General features: G+C 58.4%; 30 protein-coding genes and 1 tRNA gene. 15 read left to right on the top strand and 16 right to left on the bottom strand.

Annotated elements, in window-relative coordinates:
* Positions 1–43 precede the first annotated feature (43 nt).
* The 4 genes from AACH55_RS21310 to tatC all read left to right on the top strand — a co-directional run bounded on the left by AACH55_RS21310 (position 44) and on the right by tatC (position 2158).
* Positions 44–424 (top strand): histidine triad nucleotide-binding protein, encoded by a 381-nt coding sequence (locus AACH55_RS21310; protein ID WP_338716626.1) that lies wholly within the window; start codon positions 44–46, stop codon positions 422–424.
* A gap of 70 nt (positions 425–494) precedes the next feature.
* Positions 495–698 (top strand): Sec-independent protein translocase subunit TatA, encoded by a 204-nt coding sequence (gene tatA / locus AACH55_RS21305; protein WP_338716625.1) that lies wholly within the window; start codon positions 495–497, stop codon positions 696–698.
* A gap of 121 nt (positions 699–819) precedes the next feature.
* Positions 820–1344 (top strand): Sec-independent protein translocase protein TatB, encoded by a 525-nt coding sequence (tatB, locus tag AACH55_RS21300; RefSeq protein ID WP_338716624.1) that lies wholly within the window; start codon positions 820–822, stop codon positions 1342–1344.
* A 40-nt stretch (positions 1345–1384) separates the two neighbouring features.
* Positions 1385–2158 carry a twin-arginine translocase subunit TatC gene (tatC, locus tag AACH55_RS21295; protein ID WP_338716623.1) on the top strand — a complete coding sequence of 258 codons (774 nt, stop codon included), beginning with the start codon at positions 1385–1387 and terminating at the stop codon, positions 2156–2158.
* 79 nt (positions 2159–2237) lie between these two features.
* Here the strand turns inward: tatC and AACH55_RS21290 are convergent, their stop codons facing one another.
* Positions 2238–2927: a DUF2461 domain-containing protein gene (locus AACH55_RS21290; RefSeq protein ID WP_338716622.1), complete on the bottom strand. Its 690-nt coding sequence runs from the start codon at positions 2925–2927 to the stop codon at positions 2238–2240.
* An 18-nt stretch (positions 2928–2945) separates the two neighbouring features.
* Positions 2946–4127 carry a Do family serine endopeptidase gene (locus tag AACH55_RS21285; RefSeq protein ID WP_338716621.1) on the bottom strand — a complete coding sequence of 394 codons (1182 nt, stop codon included), beginning with the start codon at positions 4125–4127 and terminating at the stop codon, positions 2946–2948.
* 41 nt (positions 4128–4168) lie between these two features.
* On the opposite strand from AACH55_RS21285, the gene AACH55_RS21280 reads away from it, so the two are divergent.
* Positions 4169–4933, top strand: coding sequence for a Nif3-like dinuclear metal center hexameric protein (locus AACH55_RS21280; RefSeq protein ID WP_338716620.1), 765 nt, complete (start codon positions 4169–4171; stop codon positions 4931–4933).
* Positions 4934–5004: 71 nt separating this feature from the next.
* Here the strand turns inward: AACH55_RS21280 and mscL are convergent, their stop codons facing one another.
* Positions 5005–5442 (bottom strand): large conductance mechanosensitive channel protein MscL, encoded by a 438-nt coding sequence (gene mscL / locus AACH55_RS21275; RefSeq protein WP_338716618.1) that lies wholly within the window; start codon positions 5440–5442, stop codon positions 5005–5007.
* 292 nt (positions 5443–5734) lie between these two features.
* Between mscL and petA the strand changes: the two genes are divergently transcribed.
* The 7 genes from petA to AACH55_RS21240 all read left to right on the top strand — a co-directional run bounded on the left by petA (position 5735) and on the right by AACH55_RS21240 (position 10771).
* Entirely contained in the window at positions 5735–6343 is a 609-nt protein-coding gene (gene petA, locus AACH55_RS21270) for a ubiquinol-cytochrome c reductase iron-sulfur subunit (protein ID WP_338716617.1), read from the top strand.
* A gap of 2 nt (positions 6344–6345) precedes the next feature.
* Positions 6346–7752 carry a cytochrome bc complex cytochrome b subunit gene (locus AACH55_RS21265; protein WP_338716616.1) on the top strand — a complete coding sequence of 469 codons (1407 nt, stop codon included), beginning with the start codon at positions 6346–6348 and terminating at the stop codon, positions 7750–7752.
* Positions 7753–7775: 23 nt separating this feature from the next.
* A complete protein-coding gene (locus tag AACH55_RS21260; protein WP_338716615.1) occupies positions 7776–8540 on the top strand; it encodes a cytochrome c1 in 765 nt (254 codons plus the stop codon).
* A gap of 98 nt (positions 8541–8638) precedes the next feature.
* Positions 8639–9250, top strand: coding sequence for a glutathione S-transferase N-terminal domain-containing protein (locus AACH55_RS21255; protein ID WP_017453790.1), 612 nt, complete (start codon positions 8639–8641; stop codon positions 9248–9250).
* Positions 9251–9369: 119 nt separating this feature from the next.
* Entirely contained in the window at positions 9370–9858 is a 489-nt protein-coding gene (locus tag AACH55_RS21250; protein WP_338716614.1) for a ClpXP protease specificity-enhancing factor, read from the top strand.
* A gap of 25 nt (positions 9859–9883) precedes the next feature.
* Positions 9884–9959 (top strand) — tRNA-Thr (locus tag AACH55_RS21245).
* Between the two features lie 209 nt (positions 9960–10168).
* A complete protein-coding gene (locus AACH55_RS21240) occupies positions 10169–10771 on the top strand; it encodes a hypothetical protein (protein WP_338716613.1) in 603 nt (200 codons plus the stop codon).
* Between the two features lie 26 nt (positions 10772–10797).
* Here AACH55_RS21240 and AACH55_RS21235 read toward each other — a convergent pair whose 3' ends face one another.
* From AACH55_RS21235 to AACH55_RS21185, 11 genes are all read right to left on the bottom strand, one after another.
* Entirely contained in the window at positions 10798–11814 is a 1017-nt protein-coding gene (locus AACH55_RS21235) for a tyrosine-type recombinase/integrase (RefSeq protein WP_338716612.1), read from the bottom strand.
* Positions 11815–11884: 70 nt separating this feature from the next.
* Positions 11885–12127: a DUF4224 domain-containing protein gene (locus AACH55_RS21230; RefSeq protein WP_154134052.1), complete on the bottom strand. Its 243-nt coding sequence runs from the start codon at positions 12125–12127 to the stop codon at positions 11885–11887.
* Entirely contained in the window at positions 12124–12522 is a 399-nt protein-coding gene (locus tag AACH55_RS21225; protein ID WP_338716611.1) for a hypothetical protein, read from the bottom strand. Before AACH55_RS21225 ends, AACH55_RS21230 begins: the two co-directional genes overlap by 4 nt.
* A complete protein-coding gene (locus AACH55_RS21220; protein WP_338716610.1) occupies positions 12519–12665 on the bottom strand; it encodes a hypothetical protein in 147 nt (48 codons plus the stop codon). Before AACH55_RS21220 ends, AACH55_RS21225 begins: the two co-directional genes overlap by 4 nt.
* A complete protein-coding gene (locus AACH55_RS21215) occupies positions 12662–14713 on the bottom strand; it encodes a replication endonuclease (RefSeq protein ID WP_338716609.1) in 2052 nt (683 codons plus the stop codon). Before AACH55_RS21215 ends, AACH55_RS21220 begins: the two co-directional genes overlap by 4 nt.
* Positions 14703–14930: a hypothetical protein gene (locus AACH55_RS21210; protein ID WP_338716608.1), complete on the bottom strand. Its 228-nt coding sequence runs from the start codon at positions 14928–14930 to the stop codon at positions 14703–14705. Before AACH55_RS21210 ends, AACH55_RS21215 begins: the two co-directional genes overlap by 11 nt.
* Before the next feature lie 214 nt (positions 14931–15144).
* Complete coding sequence (locus tag AACH55_RS21205) at positions 15145–15351, bottom strand: hypothetical protein (protein WP_311434117.1); 207 nt, start codon at positions 15349–15351, stop codon at positions 15145–15147.
* 79 nt (positions 15352–15430) lie between these two features.
* The gene (locus AACH55_RS21200; RefSeq protein WP_274620128.1) at positions 15431–15691 is read right to left on the bottom strand and encodes an ogr/Delta-like zinc finger family protein; all 261 of its coding nucleotides are present in this window, start codon (positions 15689–15691) and stop codon (positions 15431–15433) included.
* Positions 15682–15879, bottom strand: a complete 198-nt coding sequence (locus AACH55_RS21195) for a hypothetical protein (protein ID WP_324874959.1) — start codon at positions 15877–15879, stop codon at positions 15682–15684. The genes AACH55_RS21200 and AACH55_RS21195 overlap by 10 nt, the downstream gene beginning before the upstream one ends.
* A gap of 37 nt (positions 15880–15916) precedes the next feature.
* A complete protein-coding gene (locus AACH55_RS21190) occupies positions 15917–16114 on the bottom strand; it encodes a hypothetical protein (RefSeq protein ID WP_241812768.1) in 198 nt (65 codons plus the stop codon).
* Positions 16115–16132: 18 nt separating this feature from the next.
* Positions 16133–16333, bottom strand: a complete 201-nt coding sequence (locus tag AACH55_RS21185) for a hypothetical protein (protein WP_338716605.1) — start codon at positions 16331–16333, stop codon at positions 16133–16135.
* 83 nt (positions 16334–16416) lie between these two features.
* On the opposite strand from AACH55_RS21185, the gene AACH55_RS21180 reads away from it, so the two are divergent.
* From AACH55_RS21180 to AACH55_RS21170, 3 genes are all read left to right on the top strand, one after another.
* The gene (locus tag AACH55_RS21180) at positions 16417–16842 is read left to right on the top strand and encodes a helix-turn-helix transcriptional regulator (RefSeq protein ID WP_338716604.1); all 426 of its coding nucleotides are present in this window, start codon (positions 16417–16419) and stop codon (positions 16840–16842) included.
* 118 nt (positions 16843–16960) lie between these two features.
* Positions 16961–17632 (top strand): hypothetical protein, encoded by a 672-nt coding sequence (locus AACH55_RS21175; protein ID WP_338716603.1) that lies wholly within the window; start codon positions 16961–16963, stop codon positions 17630–17632.
* A gap of 24 nt (positions 17633–17656) precedes the next feature.
* Positions 17657–19456, top strand: a complete 1800-nt coding sequence (locus tag AACH55_RS21170) for a hypothetical protein (RefSeq protein WP_338716602.1) — start codon at positions 17657–17659, stop codon at positions 19454–19456.
* Here AACH55_RS21170 and AACH55_RS21165 read toward each other — a convergent pair.
* Together AACH55_RS21165 and AACH55_RS21160 are read right to left on the bottom strand one after the other, a co-directional pair.
* Complete coding sequence (locus AACH55_RS21165) at positions 19453–20682, bottom strand: contractile injection system protein, VgrG/Pvc8 family (protein ID WP_338716601.1); 1230 nt, start codon at positions 20680–20682, stop codon at positions 19453–19455. The two genes, AACH55_RS21170 and AACH55_RS21165, sit on opposite strands and share 4 nt — an antisense overlap.
* Positions 20679–21272, bottom strand: coding sequence for a phage tail protein (locus tag AACH55_RS21160; RefSeq protein WP_338716600.1), 594 nt, complete (start codon positions 21270–21272; stop codon positions 20679–20681). Before AACH55_RS21160 ends, AACH55_RS21165 begins: the two co-directional genes overlap by 4 nt.
* Positions 21273–21276: the final 4 nt, after the last annotated feature.

Genomic DNA, 21276 nt, shown 5'->3' with positions numbered 1-21276 from the left:
CTGCCTGTCTTTCCATTCCCCCTTGTTTCCCAGGAGTACGGCTTTGGATAATTGCATTTTCTGTAAGATCGCTGCAGGCCAGATTCCCTCGAAGAAGATCTACGAGGATGAGGACCTGATCGCCTTCCACGACATCAACCCGGCCGCGCCGGTGCATTTCCTGATCGTGCCGCGCCAGCATGTGGCAACGCTGGCCGATTGCGGTGAGCAGCACGCCGCCTTGCTGGGCAAGATGCTGACCCTGGCACCGCGCCTGGCGGCCGAGCAGGGCTGCGGCTATGGACTGGACGCCGAAGGCAAGCCCACCGGCGGTTTCAAGACCCTGGTCAACACCGGACCGGATGGCGGCCAGGAGGTGTACCATCTGCACATGCACGTGATTGGCGGCCCGCATCCCTGGCGGGTACGGTTCGTGCAACAATAAGGATTCGCCGGCCCGGGGGCTGGCAGGTTCACTTGTACACAGGGCAGGGATGTCCGCTTAGGAGAAAAGAATGGGTTCGTTCAGTATTTGGCATTGGCTGATTGTTCTGGTGATCGTGATGCTGGTCTTCGGTACCAAGAAGCTCGGCAACATGGGTTCCGACCTGGGCAAGGCAGTCAAGGGCTTCAAGGATGGCGTCAAGGGCGCCGAGGAAGAGAAGAAGGATGTGGCCATCGACGTGCAGGCCAAGGAAAAGGACAAGTCCGGCAGCTGATCAGGTCGCCCGCCAGTCCTGCCTGGCGGGTTGCATGGCCCGCCTGGTGTTTGTTTGCGGGCATTCCCGTCTTCAAGCGCATGCCGCGTCCTCGTTGTCCTCTTAATGTCCACACAGACTCATGATTGATATCGGCCTTACCAAGCTGGCCTTGATCGGCGTGGTCGCGCTGGTCGTGATCGGCCCCGAGCGCCTGCCCAAGGTGGCGCGCATGGCCGGCACCCTGTTCGGCCGCGCCCAGCGCTACATCAACGACGTCAAGTCCGAAGTCAGCCGCGAGATGGAACTCGACGAGCTGCGCAAGATGCAGAAGGACGTGCAGGATGCCGCCAGCGACGTCAGCAACAGCATTCACAAGAGCATGTCCGAGACGGAAGCATCGATCAATGACGCCTGGAACGGCGGCGACGATTCTTCCAGTTCCGACAGCGCCAGTGCGGGCGGCAGCTGGACCCGCACGCCCGATCCCTCCCTGCTGGCGATCAAGGCCAAGGCCTTCCGCCGCAAGAAGCTCTCGCGCACCACCGGGGTGCCGGCCTGGTACAAGCACCAGAGCGGCCACAAGACCCGTGTGATCTCGGCCTCGGCCCGCGTGGCCAAGTACCGCCGTCCGGTCGGCACCGGCAAGTCCGCCGGTTTCTTCTAATCTGGCGCAGCGCGTCTCACTTCATCAGAATTCCGACCCCATGGCTGAAGAAAACACCCAGGCCGAAGACACCTTCATCTCGCACCTGATCGAATTGCGCAGCCGTATCGTCAAGGCGGCGGCGGTGGTGCTGGTGGTGTTCCTGTGCCTGATGCCCTTTGCGGCCCACATCTTCGACGTGCTGGCCGCGCCGATGATTCACGCGCTGCCCGCGGGCAGCAAGATGATCGCCACAGGTGTGATCACGCCTTTCCTGATCCCTATCAAGGTCACCATGCTGGTGGCGGTGCTGATCTCGCTGCCCTGGGTGCTGTACCAGCTCTGGGCCTTCGTCGCGCCGGGCCTGTATGCGCACGAGAAGCGCCTGATCGCGCCGCTGGTGATCTCGTCCTCGCTGCTGTTCGTGACGGGAGTGGCGTTCTGCTACTTCTTCGTCTTTGGCGTGGTCTTCCCGTTCATCAACAATTTCGCGCCCAAGTCGGTCTCGGTGGCGCCTGACATCGACAGCTACGTCGATTTCGTACTGACCATGTTCGTGGCCTTCGGCGTGACCTTCGAGGTGCCGGTGATCGTGATCGTGCTGGTGCGCATGGGCCTGGTGCCGCTGGCCAAACTGAAGCAGATCCGTCCCTACGTGATCGTCGCCGCCTTCATCGTCGCGGCCGTGGTCACCCCGCCGGACGTGATGAGCCAACTGATGCTGGCCGTGCCGCTGGTGCTGCTCTACGAAGTGGGCCTGCTGGTGGCGCCGATCTTTGATCGTGCCACGCGGGCGCCGGATGCCGAACCCAGCAGTTCGGTGTCGTCCGAATAAACCAGCTTTCCCGCAAAAACAAAGCCCGCTCGATGATGAGCGGGCTTTGTCCTTTTGGAACAGGCAACAGGCGGCCCGGTCATTCCTCGCTGGTCACCAGCGGAATCTCGCGCAGCCATTGCACCAGCGGATAGGCATCCTTGAATCCTTCCAGTACGCGCTTGCCGAGGTCGGCAGGAATCTTCTTGCGGATATCTTCTTCGGTCCAGACGATGAAGCTCTTCAGCTTCACGTATTCGATATTTGGCGTGTCGGGATCGAAGCCCTTGGGCGGGCGTTGCAGCTTGCCTTCCTCCTGCAAATCGCCATAAGTCGCCACAAGCTTCTTGTTCTTGCGCATCTTGGTGAAGCCCGCTGCATCCTCCACCACCCGGTTGCGGATGGCACGCAGGCGTGGCGTCGGCGGCAGGTATTCGCCACCGGCGATGAGCAGCTGGCCGGCTTCATTGATGTGGAAGTAGTACGCAGGACCACCGCCCTGGCTGGGCTTCTTCAGGCCGCTGGCGGTGATGGCGGCCGAGAAATGAGTCTTGTAGGGGCGTTTGTCGTGCGAGAAGCGCATGTCGCGGTTGATGCGGAAGAGCGCCTTCTTCGGATTGCAGCCGGCGATGGCCGGATCGAACTTGCTGATCTCGGCAATGAGCTTGATGGTCAGCGCCAGGAATTCCTCGCGCAGGATGTCATAGCGCGGCTTGTTCATGACGAACCAGGCGCGGTTGTTGTTTTCGGAAAGTTCGCCCAGGAACTGGATCAGGTCACGCACGTGCATGGATGGTTTTCTCCTGGCTCATTCTTCGTCGGCATCATCGTTCTTGGGCGGCGGCGGACGCTTGCCCACGGTGATGTTCAGCTTGGTTTCCTGTGCCTTGCGCAGCACCGTCATGGCGGTCTGCTGGCCGGGCGTGAGTTGAGCGATGACGTTGAGCATCTCGGTGGTATCGGCCACGGGCTTGTCGTCGATGCTGACCAGGATGTCGCCCGGACGCATGCCCGCGCGATCAGCCGGACCACCCTTGAGCACGCCCGCAATGATGGCCCCGGTCTTCTTGCCCAGGCCGAAGCTTTCGGCCAGTTCCGGCGTGATGTCCTGCGGTTCCACACCGATCCAGCCGCGCACCACCTGGCCGTGGCTGATGATGGCTTCCATCACGGTCTTGGCGGTGGACATCGGGATCGCAAAGCCGATGCCGAGGTTGCCGCCGGTACGCGAATAGATCGCCGTGTTGATGCCCAGCAGGTTGCCATTGGTATCGACCAGCGCACCACCCGAGTTGCCGGGGTTGATGGCGGCGTCAGTCTGGATGAAGTTCTCGAAAGTGTTGATGCCGAGGTGATTGCGACCCAGCGCCGAGACGATGCCCATGGTCACCGTCTGGCCCACGCCGAAGGGGTTGCCGATGGCCAGCACGACATCGCCCACCGAACTGTTTTCCGGGTGGCCCAAGGTGATGGCCGGCAGGTTGGGCAGGTCGATCTTGATGACGGCCAGGTCGGTCTCGGGATCGATGCCGACCACCTTGGCGCTGGCCTTGCGGCCATCGGCCAGGGCCACTTCGATCTTGTCGGCCGCTTCCACCACGTGGTTGTTGGTCAGGATGTAGCCCTGCGGGCTGACGATCACGCCAGAACCGAGGCTGGATTGCTTGTCATCCTGCTGCTGCTCGTCGAACTGGTCGCCGAAGAACTTGCGGAAGAAGGGATCGTTCTGGAAGGGGCTCTTCTGTGGGCGCGCTTCGGTCGTGGTGAAGATATTGACCACCGAGGGCATGGCCTGGCGCGCGGCATGGCGGTAAGAATCCAGGGCGGGCGCGGCGGGCGTGGCTTCCTGCATCTGGATCGTGGACTGGGCAGGGCGTGCGCGCGAAGTGAAGGATCCGGACAGCCAGTCCGGCTTCAAGGTCGCTACAATGAACCACACTGCCAGACCCACTGTTACGGTCTGGGCAAACAACAGCCATAAACGTCGCATAAAGAATTCTTGGTTTTGATTTGAAATCGGATGAGGAAGAGATGACCCGCCACATTAGCAGAAACGAGTTCGCAGTCTATCTGGGGCAGACGCTTAACGCGGCGCAATATCGCGATTATTGCCCAAACGGCTTGCAGGTGGAAGGGCGCACCACCATTGGGCGCGTGGTCAGTGGCGTGACCGCCAGCCTGGCGCTGATCGAGGCAGCAGCGGCGTGGCAGGCCGATGCCATCCTGGTGCATCATGGTTACTTCTGGCGCGGTGAAGACATGCGCGTGATCGGTCAGAAGCAGCGTCGCCTGAAGCTGTTGCTGGCCCATGACATCAACCTGTTCGGCTATCACCTGCCGCTGGATTCGCATCCCGAACTGGGCAACAACGCCCAGCTGGCCAAGCGACTCGGCTTCGAGGCCACCGGCCGTTTCGGCGAAAACGACATCGGCTGGATCGGCCGCTGCCATGCGCCTGCCGTCAAGACGGCAGCCGACCTGGCGATGTTGATCGAAGAGCGTCTGGGCCGCACGCCGCTGCTCATCGGCGACCCGCATCAGCCCATCGGCCAGGTCGCGTGGTGCACGGGCGCGGCGCAGGGCATGCTGGGGGATGCCATCGAGGCTGGTGCCACGGCTTACATCAGCGGCGAGATTTCAGAGCCGACCGTGCATCTGGCGCGCGAGACCGGCACCGTCTATCTGGCCGCCGGCCACCATGCTACCGAGCGTTACGGCATCCAGGCGTTGGGTGAGCATGTGGCGGCGCACTTCGGTATCGAACACCGTTTCATCGATATCGACAATCCGGTATGACACCGGGCTGCAACGCCTTAAGCTTCACACCTGAATTACCTTATGTGAAGGATTCTGGGGCAGGGCAGCCGTCAGTCCTGCTTCTTGAGCGCATCGCGGATTTCGCGCAGCAGGAGCACGTCTTCCGGTGTCGGGGCGGGTGCGGCGGGGGTGGCTTCCTCATGCTTGGAAGCGAGGTCGCGCGCCTTGTTGATGGCGCGCACCATCTGGAAGATGATGAAGGCCAGGATCAGGAAGTTGATGAAGATGGTCAGGAAGTTGCCGTAAGCGAACACCGCGCCGGCCTTCTTGGCTTCGGCCAGCGGCAGACCGTAGGCTTGTCCGTTCAGGGGCAGGTAGTAATTGGCGAAGTCCAGGCCGCCGAAGATCTTGCCGACGATGGGCATGATGATATCCTCGACCAACGAGCTGACGATCTTGCCGAAGGCTCCGCCGATGATGACACCGACAGCCAGGTCGACCACGTTTCCCTTGATCGCGAAGGCGCGAAAGTCCTTGAGCATGCTCATCCCTGGTTTCTCCTTTGAAAGTTGCTGTTTACACATGAGGTGCGCTTACAACGGGTTATATCCTGCCCGTCAGGAAAAGTAAATCGGACAAGCACTGACGCCGCACTGCAAAAAAACAGAGAACGAGAGCAGATTGACAAGGGGTTGCGCTGCGTCAAATGTTCATTTTCACCAGCCTGTACCATACCGGCCGTTAGCTACAAAACCCTATTCAGCTTATATATAATCGAAAAGTTGCATGAGGGTCACTTAGAAGGTCCACGCTAACTTACATTTGGAGATTGGGGTCTTTATGACTGACGAGAATCAGGTCGACGCGAGTCGACGAGGTTTGCTTGTTGCGACTTGTGCGGCCGGAGGTGTAGCGGGTTTGGCCACCGCTGGAGCATTCGTCTCCACCCTGCAACCTTCTGAACGCGCCAAGGCAGCGGGCGCACCGGTGGAAGTGGATATTTCTTCACTGGCGCCCGGTGAAATGCGCACCGTCGAGTGGCGCGGCAAGCCGGTCTGGATTCTCAAGCGTACTCCCGAGATGATCGCTTCGCTGAAGCAGACCGATGGCGAAGTGGCCGATCCCAATTCCAAGCGCACCGATTTCTCCCAGACGCCCGATTACGCGCTCAACGAGTGGCGTTCCGTACGCAAGGACATCCTGGTGGTGGTCGGCATCTGCCCGCACCTCGGCTGCTCGCCCAGCTCCCGTTTCCAGAGCGGCCCGCAGACCTCGCTGCCGGACGACTGGCATGGCGGCTTCCTGTGCCCCTGCCACGGCTCCACCTTCGACCTCGCTGGTCGCGTCTACAAGAACAAACCGTCGCCGGACAACCTGCAAGTCCCGCGTTACATGTTTGAAGGCGAAAACAAGCTCGTTATCGGCAAGGACGAGAAAGGGGAGGCCTGATCATGGGAGCATTTCACGAAAAGAAGCTGCCTGAGGACGCGCCCGTCGCGGCCAAGGCGCTCAACTGGGTCGACGCGCGCTTTCCGCTGACGGCCACCTGGAAAGCCCATCTTTCCGAATACTACGCACCGAAGAACTTCAACTTCTGGTACATCTTCGGCTCCCTGGCCTTGCTGGTGCTGGTGATCCAGATCGTCACCGGCATCTTCCTGGTGATGCACTACAAGCCCGATGCCAGCCTGGCCTTTGCGTCAGTCGAGTACATCATGCGCGACGTGCCCTGGGGCTGGCTGGTGCGTTACATGCATTCCACCGGCGCCTCGGCCTTCTTCATCGTGGTCTACCTGCACATGCTGCGGGGCCTGCTGTATGGCTCTTACCGCAAGCCGCGCGAGCTGGTGTGGCTGTTCGGCGTGGGTATCTTCCTGTGCCTGATGGGTGAAGCTTTCTTCGGTTACCTGCTGCCCTGGGGCCAGATGTCCTACTGGGGCGCACAGGTGATTGTGAACCTGTTCGGTGCCATTCCCTTCATCGGCCCTGACCTGTCGCTGCTCATTCGCGGCGATTATGTCGTTTCCGACGCTACCCTGAACCGCTTCTTCTCCTTCCACGTGATCGCCATTCCGCTGGTGCTGATCGGCCTGGTGGCGGCGCACATCATCGCGCTGCACGAAGTGGGCTCGAACAACCCGGACGGCGTGGAAATCAAGGAAAAAACCGATGAAAACGGTGTGCCGCTGGATGGCGTGCCGTTCCACCCGTATTACACGGTGCATGACATCTTTGGTGTCTCGATCTTCCTGCTGGTGTTCTCCGCAGTGATCTTCTTTGCGCCGGAAATGGGCGGCTACTTCCTGGAGTACAACAACTTCATCCCGGCCGATTCGCTCAAGACACCGCTGCACATCGCCCCGGTCTGGTACTTCACTCCGTTCTACTCGATCTTGCGTGCCACCACGGCCGACTTCATGGGCTGGCTCATCGCCGGTGTGGCGGCCTATGTGGCGCTGCTGGTGTTCAAGTCGCGCCTGACGGCCAAGCTGAAGATGGTAGCCATCGTAATCGGCCTGGCCGTCATCGCCGGCATGCTGGTCTTCGATGCCAAGTTCTGGGGCGTGGTCCTGATGGGCCTGTCGGTGGTGATCCTGGGCGGCTTGCCGTGGCTGGATCATTCGCAGGTCAAGTCCATCCGCTATCGCCCGAGCTGGCATAAATACGTGTATCTGGTCTTTGGCATTGCCTTCGTCATCCTCGGCTACCTCGGCGTGCAACCGCCGACGGCCATCGGCACCACCGTCTCGCAGGTGTGCAGCTTCATCTACCTCGGCTTCTTCCTGCTGATGCCGTGGTGGAGTGCTGCCGGCACCTTCAAGCCGGTCCCCGAGCGCGTCGTCTACCATCCGCACTAAGCCAGCCGCCAAAGGACAAGAACATGACATTGCTCAAGAAAGTGATTGCCGCGCTGGCCCTGCTGCCAGCGCTGGCCTGCGCCAACGAAGGGGGCTACCCGCTGGACCGTGCCCCGGATCGCACCAAGGATGTTGCCGCGCTGCAAAATGGCGCCAAGCTGTTCGTCAACTATTGCCTGAATTGCCACGCGGCTTCATCGATGCGCTACAACCGTCTGCGCGACATCGGCCTGACCGAAGAGCAGATCAAGGACAACCTCATGTTCAGTGGGGAAAAGGTCGGCGATCTGATGAAGATTTCGATGTCGCCGCAAGATGCCAAGGCCTGGTTCGGTGCCACTCCACCCGACCTGTCGGTGATCGCCCGCGCGCGCGCATCGGAAGCGGGCAGCGGTCCGGACTGGATTTATACCTACCTGCGCAGTTATTATACGGACGACAGCCGTCCCACCGGCTGGAACAACATGCTGTTCCCCAACGTTGGCATGCCGCACGTGTTGTGGGAATTGCAAGGTATCCGCAAGGCCAAGTTCGTGGAAGAGAAGGATCCTCACGACGCGAACAAGACCATCCACAAGTTTGCCGGCTTCGAACAAGTCAAGCCAGGCAAGATGAGCACGGCGGAATATGACAACAATGTCGCCGATCTCGTTGCTTATTTGCAATGGATGGGCGAACCGGCGCAGAATACGCGCAAGCGCCTGGGTGTCTGGGTGCTGTTGTTCCTGGGTCTCTTCTCGGTATTGGCGTGGCGTTTGAACGCGTCCTATTGGAAGAACATCAAGTAAAAACGTACAATCACGTATCCGCGCAGTTTTTGCGGAATTGCGTATCGGGGTGAGCGTTATGCGTCTCGCCCCCCTTTTGTTTTTAGGGCTCTGAAAAAATGATGGTTCTCTACTCGGGCACGACCTGCCCATTTTCGCAACGTTGCCGCCTCGTCCTGTTCGAGAAGGGGATGGATTTCGAAATCCGTGATGTTGACCTGTTCAACAAGCCGGAAGATATCTCGGTCATGAACCCGTATGGCCAGGTGCCCATTCTGGTTGAACGTGACCTGGTGCTGTATGAATCGAACATCATCAACGAATACATCGATGAGCGCTTCCCGCACCCGCAGCTGATGCCGGCTGACCCGTTGATGCGTGCCCGTGCGCGCCTGATGCTGTTCAACTTCGAGAAGGAACTGTTCGTTCACGTGCACACCCTGGAAAATGAAAAGTCCAAGGCTGCCGAGAAGAACCAGGAGAAGGCCCGCCACGAGATCCGTGACCGCCTGACCCAACTGGCACCGCTGTTCCTGAAGAACAAGTACATGCTGGGTGACGAGTTCTCCATGCTGGACGTGGCCCTGGCTCCGCTGCTGTGGCGCCTGGATCACTATGGCATCGAGCTCTCCAAGACGGCCGCGCCGCTGATGAAGTACGCCGAGCGCATCTTCTCGCGTCCTGCCTACATCGAAGCCCTGACCCCGTCCGAAAAGGTCATGCGTCGTTAAGCCGTACCTGCTGCGCTGCCGCTTCGGTGGCGGCGCAGCGGCAAGTCGCCCAGATTGCAGTTCCACCCCGGCCTTGCCGGCAGATGCGTTTTACAGGCGCGTCGCACATCACACCAGTCATGCCAGAAGTCTCCACCAAGCCTTATTTGCTGCGCGCCATCTACGAGTGGTGCACCGACAATGGCTATACGCCGCACATCGCGGTGGTCGTCGACAGCCGCACCCGGGTGCCGATGCAATTCGTCAAGAATGGCGAGATCGTCCTCAACATCAGCTTCGAGGCCACCAGCGGCTTGAAGATGGAGAACGACAACATTCACTTCAGCGCCCGTTTTGGTGGCGTTTCGCGCGATATTCTGATCCCCGTGGAAAACGTGATCGCCATCTATGCCCGTGAGAACGGCCAGGGCATGGCATTCGAAGCGCCTGCGCCGTCCACGGCCGAAGAGGCGCAACAGGCGCCTGAGCAGGAAGGCAGTGCGCCGGTGCTGTCGTCGGTTCCCGTCTCGGAGCCCGAAAAGAAGCCTGCCGAAGGTGGCGACAAGGGCGATGATGATCCGGAGCCACCGAAAAAGGGTGGCCGCCCTGTACTGACGCGCATCAAGTAGGCTATAATCGCCGGCTGAAGTTTTTGCTGGCTTAGCTCATCTGGTAGAGCACCTGACTTGTAATCAGGGGGTGGCGGGTTCAAGTCCTGCAGCCAGCACCAGTATCTAAAAGGCTCTCCGACCGGAGAGCCTTTTTATTTTGCTCCGCAATTCTTCTTTTGCTCCGCAATTCAGACAGTTAGCTGAAATTGCTCAAAATCACTCGTATTCCGCGAATAGCATCCAGACGTATTCATCCGCTAAGATTTATTGGCATTGCGCTATCATCAGCCAAGCTCAGCTGAGCCGGAAAATAATTCAAAGAGGGGCTATGACATTCGATATTGACGTTGCGGCCAAACTGCTCTCCACGCTGGTAACAGTTGTTTTGGCAGTGGTGAAACTCATCGCCGATAGGAGGCCGCGCCTGGTCGCTTATTTCGGCCATCGGTCAGAACATCATGTGAAGCAGAAGGTTGCCGCAAATGGAGATGTGACGCAGCCACCATTTGAAGTTTATACACACAGCGTTGTCATCGCCAATGTAGGTAAAAAGACCGCGTTTAACATCAGGCTGGGTCATCAATACATGCCGGATTCCGTGACTCTGTATCCCTACAGCACACCGTTTAAGATCGAACATAATGCAGATGGTTTTGCGGAGCTGCTGATTCCAACCCTAGTTGCGAAGGAGGAGGTGACCGTTTCCTATCTTTATTTCCCCCCGATAACGTGGCACAAAATCAATACCTATGTAAAGTCGGATGAAGGATCCGCGAAAGTCTTTGAGCCGGTGAGATACGAACCGCCGTCTAAATCAAAGATACGGGTTGTGATCCTGCTCATGCTGATGGGCGCATTCACTCTGACGTATGGGATCATTCGAGTTGCTTACTGGCTCGGTACGTATCTCTACAACCTGCAAGCAACATGACAAAGGCCGCCTTTGGGGCGGCCTCATTATTCGGTCGGCATTACCTTGCGACCACGGCGCTTGCGGACATAGTTTTCCGTCATCACCACACTCGCGTGGCCGAGCTGCTGCTGAGCCTCGCGGATATCCTTGGTCTTGTCCGTCTTGTCGGTAGCAGCCTTCGCACGCAGGTCGCGGAACTGGAAGTCATCCCCCTCAACGCCAGCAGCATTACGTGCGGCCTCGAAGCGAAAGCGCAGCGCCGCCCGGCCCAGAGGCTGACCTTCCTCATTGACAAGCAACCTTGTTGAGACCACGACACCGGATATGCCGCGCTTTCTCGCCTTGATGCGCTCGATTAGCGCCGCGAGCTTTCCTTCGATAGCAATGCGCAGCTTGTGCCCGGTCTTGTTCTGCCGCACTTCGATGCTGCCTTCACGTAGGTGCGTTTCATCGATCTTCAGCAGGTCCGCCGGCCGGCCGCCGGTGAGATATGCCAGGTCCATTGCCTCACGCGTCGGAACGTCCGCTTTGCCCCACACGGCATGGAAGGCGTCGTCGTAGACATAGGTTTCACGGCCATACTCACGGAACGACTTGATACCGGCGCATGGGTTCGGAAGGTCGGTCAGCCCCTCGGCCCGCGCTGCATTCCAGATGTGCGAAATGAGCGACTTCTCACGATTGGCCGCTACTCGACCTTCGTTGCCTTCCACCTGCTCACCCTTCTTGCGCAATGCATCTTGCGTTCGCTGGACGCGCCATGACAAAAACTGTTTGATGTGGATGGGCTTGATTTCTTCAAGCGGTGCCGGCGGATTATCGAAGAATGCAAGCAGTGTCTCAATCTGCCGCAATTTCTCTTCCCTCGTTTTCGGCGCATTCTCGATCAAGTATTTTTTCTGATAAACCTCGCACGCATAACGGAACGTCACCACCTTGGACACAGTGGAAGGCGGCATCGCCTCCAGTTCGGCCCACTTCCGTACGGCCTCGACATAGTTAGAGCCGAGAGGAATCTCACGACGCGGCTTGCCGCCGGCATCGTAGTAGTAGTAAATCACGCCACTGCGCTGCTCACGCGCACGCACACCGCGTGGAAGATTCGAATTTTTCGACGGCCTGCGCCCCATGTCATGCCCCAATCACTGCTGGTTTCCATCCTTTTTTCGGGGCCTCTGCCGTGCGGCGCGATTCTACCGCCGACAGCAGGACCACCGGCCGGCCGCGCGCATTCAAGATAAAGGGAATCCCAATTGCGCGCAGGAATGCCGCCTGCATCTCGTACTTGGTCTGCTTGACGCCGGCGCGGGTAGAACCACGCCGAATGCCTGTGAGACGCTCCAAGCTTTCATCGTCAAGGAACAATTCACTCATGACTGTGGTTCCCTCTTTCCCATTTCAACACCCAGATTGCCGCTGTAGTCGCTCAAGCAAAGACGTTTGGTTTCACGATTTGCGGTATTGCGGCGTAGATTCCCCGCATCATCGCAAGTGAGGATGTCCGCCAGCGGCACCCCTCGGAATTGCCCCGCCAGCTCGTTGTCCAGCTCTACCCACGCGAATTTCTGGCCGTTGCCCAGGTGCTGACGGATGATCGACACATAACCCGCCAGCACGCCGTCATCGGGTGTATTGAACGTAATCCGGTCCAGGGCTTGCGGTGGCAGCATGACGAAATCACGCTGTTTCGGCTGCTTGGCGAAATACTTGGCGGCGTAGCCTTCGGCGCGGTAAGACACGGCGGGATTGGTGGTTGTGGTTGCGTTCACTTCTGGATCTCCTGAATGGCCGTAACAGAACACACGCCAAAACGATCGACGGCGGCGGCGATCACGTCGCAGCTATGGGCTGCGATGGCGGTGTAAGAATGGCGTGCGCTGGCAGTGCGCACGACGACACGAAACGCGGTCATGGAGCGTTCCCTTTCGTTGGGTTGGTATCAATCGGAAGTTCGGTCACATCCAGCCGGCCGGCGCGCCAGTCGGCCACCTGGCGAGGTGTGCCGTGACGCGGCGACTTGTCCGGCACCGGCAACATTCGCGGCCAGGGGCATGCCTTGATGGCGTCCCATGAGGCCAGGGCCCGGCGCTGTTCGTCCGCCGTCATAGCCGGGGCTGGCCACGCGGGCTTGTCATCCACAACCGGCCGGGGCCAGGGGCATGCGCCCAGGGAGAGCCAGGCATGATCGATCTGCGCGGCCTGGTCCGGCTGGAACATGACCGGTACCGGCGCGGTCTTCGGCTCAAAGGACACATCGGCCGCAAAGTCAGGCCCGGCGGGCTGCGTACAGTTATTTACACGAGTCCAAGGGAACCCCGAACCCGCCGATGTGCGGGCGTCGTGCCCTTGAACTGGTGTCCATGTATGCCGAACGGACTTGAACACCACGCCGGCCATTTGGCGGCACTGGACGCCATAGGGCATGACGCGCTCGCACTCTTCATAGCGACCGGTGACAGTCTTGGTTTCTTTGGCCAGCGTGACCATCAGATCGTCGCGCTTCACGATGGCACCGCCTTGGGCGCGCAAGTAGCTGGCCCAGCATGCACGCTTCTCGCCCTCGACCTTTTGTACGGCATCCCAGGCGGCGGCCATCGCTGGCGGCGCCTCTTGCACCATGTCTGCCGGAACGCGCCGCAGCTCGCGCCAGACGCTCACAGGCGCGCCACCCCACTGCTGGAACTGCCGAATGCCCCAGCGGGCGGCCCAGGCTTCTACGCGCGCCGAGGGCGTCAGCTCATAATCACCGGCCGTGTCAGTGGTCACCACGTAGCCTTCTTTGGTCTTGTGGTCGGCCACGCCGTCAATGTTCTTGGCCACATACTTGGCGATGTAGCCGGCGGCGCTGCCCTTCGACCAGTCAATGCGCTTCACGTCCAGGCGGCGCTTGAATGCGCCAGGCTCGCCACGGTCCACGCGCCAGGCGTAGCGCTTCATCACGCGAATAGCCCGGCCGGCCACGTCCTTGACGTGCGGCGTGGTGTAGCCCGGCAGAGCGCGCACGAACACCAGCATGTGCCAATGCGGGCATCCATCGTGATGCGGTTCAGCAATGCGGAAGCCGTACAGGCCGATGCCGCGCCGTGCCAGCGCCGAGCGCGCCAGGGCAGTCATCTTGCCCAGGTACTTGTTAGCCCTGCGCGGATCGGAGCCGTCATATTTCGGATTTGGCTTGCCGCTATGTAGCGTCGCATGAAAGCGGGACGGGCAAGACCACGTGAGAAACAGGCCTTCGTCCTTGCACTCGCGCGCAATGGTTTCAAAGCCGTTGATGCGCAGCATGAGCTCACCGCGCCGAATGGTTTTATTGGCGGTGGTCTTCTCGGCCAGCTCTGCGATGCTGAATTCCTGGCCAGCCTCGTTGCGCACCATCGTCGCTTCCAACGCCGCTGCATTGCGCTTGTTCTGCGCCAGGCGCGACAGCACCGCATCATTGCTGGCATAGGGCTCGCCGTGATAGTGGACATAGCCCAAGCGGATATTGCCGCCCTCGAAGGCACGGCCAACCACCTTGCGCAGTTGACGGCGCCACCAGCGCGGGTCCACCACACGCGCAATGATGGCGCGCAGGTCGTCGTCGTCCACCTCGGGCACGTCAATGCCGTAATCGCTGCATTCCTGCTCGATGATGTCGCGGGCGTGCGTGTCGGAAATCGCCTTCCAAAGCATCTTCTTGACGTTCTCGGCGGCCTTCTCGGCAGTGGCGCAGATTTCAGCGTCATCTTGCGAAAGATCAATTCCGGCCGGCACGTAGTGCGCGGCGAAGTCACGAACGAAATCGAGGGCGACCGGCTCGAAGATCCGGCGCCAGTGCCATACCGACATGAGCTCAAGCGCCTGGCTGACAACACGGCCGCGCCACTTCAGCGGGATGCGTTCCAGTTCGCTGGCAAACTGAGGCGAATCGAGAAAGGCCTTGTGCTGGCGTCGCGTCTTCGCGTCGACTTTTCTATACTGCATTGAGGGCTCTTTCATAAGTCGTAATCGCACGCAGCACCGCATGGCGCATGGCCAGGCGTTCGGCTTCGGTAAAGGAGTGAATGGGGGATTCCCAGCGGTCCGGCGGGAGGCCCGCCAGTGCCAGGATGTGTCGGCGCACCGGCTTGGCAGTGGCCGCCCAGGAATAGGCGACGCCGATCTGGTGGTTAGGCCGCTTGCGCGTACGCAGCAGCATCATGGCCTTTTCCAGCTCGGCTTTTGCGGCCTCATCACCCGGTGGCGTTGGCACCTGAGCCGCACGCTCGCGCAGTAGATCCGTTGCAGGACGGAATGACGCATGATCCTTGATACGGGCGCAGCGCATGTTCAGCCTTTCACCAGGCCGAGTGCCGACAACAGTGCCGGGGCGAGCAACAGAAGCGCTGCCATGCAGTGGGCAAATACGGTTCGCATCACCACTCCCCCAGCAGGCCGCCCAAGAGTTGAAGCCGCCATGCAAGACGATTGCCAATGGCGTGCTTCCCCTCCCAGATCACGTCCCGTTGCGGCACAGTAATAGAGTCCCAGCTCAGCATTCTCTGCGCGCGGCGGTACAAGCTCAGATCATCTTTCAAGTGCTGGCTGATAGCGCGCGTTACCTTCAGATTCGCGGTGGTCATGATTTTTTAGGGTGAGCGAATCCTGCGTGCGCCAAACGGCGCACGGCAGGTTTTGATTTGTCGGGTGTTGGGCGACCGCTTAGGCGGTCGCGAGGTCTAGCGTCATCTGGTTCTTGGCAGCCAGAAACGCGCGCGAGGAAATCGGAATGCGCACGTCCGGGTTCGGCATGGCTGACATCGATACGGTGCGCGAAACCTCAAGCGTGGCCACGAAGGTGTGGCCGCATTCGGCGTTTTGGCACTGATAGGTGATTTCCTTCATCATCGACGACATGGTGCGACTCTTCGCCGCGCGCACCGGGCTTTGGCAGTGCGGGCAAGGCAGGCTGATTACTCGCATGGTTTGGTCTTTCCCCCGACAGCGTAGAGTGCCCGGCCTCTGCCGGTGATGCGCCTCGCGCCGTTACGTACTGCTGTTTTGACGAGCCATTCCAATGCCTGATCGATAGACTCCAGACCTTCGCGCTGACGGATCTTCTCAATCATCTGGCGTTCATCGTCCGAGAGCATGGTTTCGTTGAAAGGCATTTTCGGTTGCTCAAAAGTTGCTTATTGCTGCCTTCGATCAGAACGGGCCGCGCGCTACGCTAGAGCCTGAATCAGATGCGAGGATTGCCGCCGCCTGGCGCAACGCCAGTTGGCGCAGGATGGTGGCGACGGGCTCGCCCTGGTAGTGAGCCAGTGATTCGACAAGCGCCTGTTCGTAATCGTCGAGGCGGAGCATGTGGCGATGCTGCCTTACGCGCTTCGGGTCTGGATACATGGCGGAATTTCCCCTAAGTCAGACGGTTGCGGATTGGAGCTCTTTTTCGTAGGCGGCTAGGCCCCGCAAGAACATCACGCGGATGAAAGCCGCGCGGGTGCGGTGGTCTCGGCGGGCGAGAATCTGCGCTTTGTCGATTTCTTCAGCGGTCAGACGTAGCGTGATCGGCAGCGAGCAATGGGCCGCTGCGCCAGTTTGGGCGGTGTCTTGGGTGCTCATGGGTTAATATTTGTGTACGTCACTTAGCAATGACGTGAATATAGAGTCCAAAAAGACTCATGTCAAATTGTTTTTGCGTCTTTATGAACACAATCGGGGAACGTCTCAAGGCCGAGCGCACGCGCTTGGGCTTCAATCAGACAGAGTTTGCCGCCGTCGGCGGTGTCCAACGTAGGGCTCAACTGTTCTACGAACAAGATGAGCGCCGCCCTGATGCTGGGTATTTACAAGCGGTCTCCCGGCTGGGGGTCGATGTCCAATTTGTCGTGACTGGAACCCCGAGTATGCAGGCGTTGACGCCCGAGGAAACCCAGCTTCTCGATGGATTCAGAAAGCTGGATATCAAAAATAAGGCGCGCGTGCTGGGAGTGATCGAGGGGGCAGCTCCAATCGAATCCGCAAGAGCGATTGTCACTGTCGGTGGGAATGTCGGCCAGCAGATTCATGGCGATGTGCATGGAACGGTTCAAGGACCGGACATGCGTAAAAAGGTCATCAAGAAGAAGTAAACTTTGTCGGTTCTTCGGCGCCGAACAGAGTTCTAGCGCGCGAGCACGGGGCCGCATTTTTTTTGTTTTCGGAAGCGTGACAGGGAGTGACGCCACGGATGTAATTGGCAGGTTTGTAATGTCTGAAAAAGTAGAAGTAAGGGGTGACGTTGCCCAACTCATCGGAGGCAACGTCAACGAGGCACCACGTCAAAACAACGTCGTGAATTTCAACTTGGGGAGCGACAAGGCACCGGCGCAAACGCTCACCGACTTGCAGCGCAAACGAATAGCTGGGTTGGTGCGCGAGCTTTGTGCGCTAACGCAAGAGGACACCCTCGACGTTTATCGCGTAATCCTGACCGAGTTCGGGGCCGAGCGAATGAAAGACATCCCGCGCGAGAAATATCACGAAGTCGTCGCTCAGGTCGAACGCTGGATAGCCGAGAACAAGCCGGGCGCTCAGAAGACACCGGCGGCAGCAGTGGGACTAAAAGCAGCGTTCCAGGCCCCAGCATCTGTCATGTCAGGGGATCACTGCCGCACATGCGGCGAGAAAGACCTTGGTTATGTACGTTTGCAGCGTGTGTCGCGCGGACAGTGGATATTAGCGGCACTCTTAGCTTTAGCGTGCGCGATGCTGCTTTACAAAATGCCAGCTCAGCCAGATGTAGCGCCTACAGCAGAACATCATTGCTTCTACGAAGGTAAGCCGTATTCGCAGGGAAGCGCAATCAATGTCGCAGGAAATAGCCTGAGGGAATGCCGCGCAGATGACAGCGGGGCAGCAACATGGATGGGTCCAAAGTAGCCGCAATTCAATTCGAGGGAACCTGTGATCGATATTACAAAAAAAAGCCTGCAGCAGATTCAGTGCCCAACGAACTGGAACTGTGAGCGAACGATAACGCGCCAGGTTATGCCGGCTGCTAATTACTACAGTGAAGCTTTCACTGTTGAATCTGCTTCCAGCAAAATGCAGATGCCAATTTTTGGATATGCAGAATTCGTGGCTGCTATGGCGCTGCTCGCCGTTGTATATACGATAACGGACTTGAGGTATAAGTTTCGTGCTCGAGTTGCCCCCATACCACTGTACCAATTGACGGCCGTCTTTTCGGTTGTTATTGGTGTCGGGGCACTCGTGTCGAATTATTGGTTTTCAGAGGAGCTGCCGATATGGCACTTCCTCAACAGTCTTGCGTTAATTCAATCTATTCTTGGGGCAATTTTTCTAATTTTGATGTGTGCATGGGCATTCTTTGTCGGCATGCCGGCGAAATATCAGCGCGCAAACTGCGTTGCCTTTGCCCGTGCGGTAAATGTTCGCATCATCTCAGGAAAGAAGGAAGAATTGCTTATGCTGGCTGATGCTCTTGGCGATACAGCGCAAGAGATCGTAAGGAACGCTCCGACTGCGAATGAACGTACGCAAGCAATGGTCGTTGCTCCATTCCTGACGGATGCGCAGACATTTAAAACCTATACCAATGATCTGCTGTTCATGCTGGCATCTCCCCGGATGACTCAAGCTATCGCCGAATCATCGGGCATAGCAGCAATGCGCCTCTTTTTGGAAGCGAGCAAACAAGAGAAGCGCGACATCAATCTTTCACTTTTTTCGCGCAATCTGATTGATGCGATGCTCAAGAACAAAAATTCGCTACTGTATGCAGAACAGGATATCCATGAACATGGCTTTCTCGGTCACATGCAATATTTTAGAAAGGCGATCTTTGGCGATTACAAGCTAGTGGAGCAGCAGGGGAGTTATATACATTCCCCCCTTGACGCAAAAGGGTCAATAGAAGACCCATACGATGCTGAACAGCTAGAAGTCTATGGCCAATGCTTTTTGATAACCGCGCAAGACTATCTCAGAGTAAACAGCCATTTTCCGCACTCCTTCACTCTCTACCGCTTTCTTTCGAATTTAGTCGATAACATTCAACACTCAGGATTCAATAAATATGACGGAAGTATCATCAATCCTAAAGCCCCCCTGGAAAAATTCCGAATTGCCTCGAAAATCTTCGCGCAGTTGATTAGTATGTTTGATGGAGCTTATGCGAGAGCAAATTACCGCCCACCCCTCAAACAATCTTTATTTATTGAAAGAATTGCGGGACAAGTTTCCTCGCTTATTGAGGCGGGATTACGCTTGGAATTAGAACACAGCTCTACACAATGGTGGCTGCATTATTCGATGATATGGGACACGTTCTTTAATAACGACAACCCAGGAGCTGTTAGCCTACAGATCAGGCGGCTTGTTCTACGAATTTTTGGCACATCCATTCGCCAACTAGAAAAATATCCGAACTATTCGAATACCGCTATCTATGCGTTCTCCCTAAACATAGCAAACTTCTCCCGATCGATGTCAAGAAAAAGGGAACGATCCGAGAGACAGACAGACGCGTTTCTGCGAGGTGTGATGATGTGGACTCGAAAACATTTTACTAATGTTGTTGAGAACAATCCTCGCGCCCTTGAGAAAATGCTTCCCTCTACCATCAGCTATGACTCATATAGAGGGGTACTGATTCGTCATTACCATGAAAAACTTAGCGGAACAGATAAGCATCAGACGACCGAATTTAAGTTACTCAAGCGGCAGAAACTGATCTATTAATCGGAACGATTTTCGGCGATGATCTCGCGGACCTCTTTGATTTTTGCCCACTCTAGCGCTGCAGCACGGGTGGCACTTTGCTTGGTGGCATAGGTCCTGTTCAGCGTCTTGGCGTTGTCGGCCTTGCCTGCCAGCTCGGTGCCCTTGTTGTTTTTCTTCTTTGCTTTGTCGTGCCATCCCGCTTTCACGCCGGTGATGCCTTCCTCCGGATCGTGATCAAGCTCGCGCTCTGTGTCGGCTTCCTCAGATTTGGTCTCGAACTCAATGCGCGTGGTAAAACCGCTGCCGCTGATGGAATGTGTGACGGTCTTCGATAGCCATTCCGTCGCATCAATATCTGCCTTGAACCCGGATACCACCACAGGCGATTGCGGCATGATGCTGGCATCGCCGAGCGCAAGCTGCATCTCGAAGGTGGCCAAGCCACGTTCAATGCGCTGCCACTCGGCCACGGCGGCAGCACGCGCATCAGTCTCATTCGCGAACGTGGTGCGCAAGCGCTTGCTGTTGCCTGCCTGGCCCGCAACGACACTGCGGCGGCGTCCGTATTTCTCATCCATCCAGAATGCGCGAACGCCGCTATACGCATCGGATTCTGAGCTGTGATATCGGTGCTGGTCCCCCAACGCCCGCGCCACCTTTACCACCGGCAGCGGCTTTCCGCTGGCGGTGCGACTCTCGTTGATCGGCATGAACAACAACGTGTCATTTTTCACCGTGGCCACCGCATCATATTTCTTGCCCAGGCGACGCAGCAGTGCGGAATCGCTTTCATGCGTCTGGTCCAGGTGCTGGATGGCGATGGAGCGTAGGCCGGCCGATATCCCTGATGCCAGGCCATTGCCGGCGGCGATGGCATCCACCACGGCGCCGAGTGTGGTCTCATGGAAACTACGGTCTCGCTGCTGCCGAAACGCATCGATCATGCTGGCCGACCTGGCGCGGATGGTCAGCCGGTCCGGTGCGCCGCTGTGTTCCACCTCGGAGACCACGAACGCGCCCTTGTCGACCAGCGGCGAACCCAGCCAGCCAAGCGCGAAATGCAGCTTGGCGCCCTTCGGTGGAATCTTCAGCTTGCCATCCGAATCGTCCAGCTCGATGTCCAGTTGATCGGCCTCATCCCCCCGGCATTCGCGCAAGGTGATGCTCATGAGCCTGTCCGAAACGGGGCGGCTGATATCCTTGTCTTCGATGACGATGCGGAAGGCTGGCGCGGTGGTGGTCATTGCCCAACTCCCCCGATTTTCCCGGCAGCACCGCTAAGCGAGCTGGCCGCCCCACTGACCTTACCCACTATCGCACTGGCCGTGCTTGTGACGCCGCCGATGGCACTGCCGACCACATCACGCGCCTTATCTGCGATGCTGTTCGTGATGCCGTCGATGTCGACCATGTTGCGCAGATCCGAGATATCGCCCAGGCCCAGCGACGACAGCACGCTATCGTCAGTGCGTCTCAACTTGATGGTGAATTCGATGCGCTTGGCATCGCCGTCGCCATCCAACACGGTGCGCCCCTCGTCCATGCTCTCGATGACGTAGGAGCCATAGATGCGCCCCGTTCCCTGGATCAGGAACCAGCTCTTGCCGGTGTCGGCCATCAGGCGCAGGGCATCGAGCGAGAAGGCGCTGCCGGTCAGCTCCGGTGCAATCCAGCCCGACAAGGTAATGGTGTCATCCCCTTTACCGGTGAACTGCACCGCGTCGCGCCGGCCCACGCGCGCATTGCTGGCGAACTTCCATTGCGTCTGCCGCTGCAGCTCTTGATAGGCGAGCGTGGGCAAGCTGAAGACGAACATTCCCAAGACCATCATCATGACG

This window comes from Herbaspirillum sp. DW155 (assembly GCF_037076565.1).
Lineage (GTDB): Bacteria > Pseudomonadota > Gammaproteobacteria > Burkholderiales > Burkholderiaceae_D > Herbaspirillum.
The sequence above is the reverse complement of the archived record's forward strand: the minus strand, read 5'-3'. Positions and strand labels throughout refer to the sequence as shown.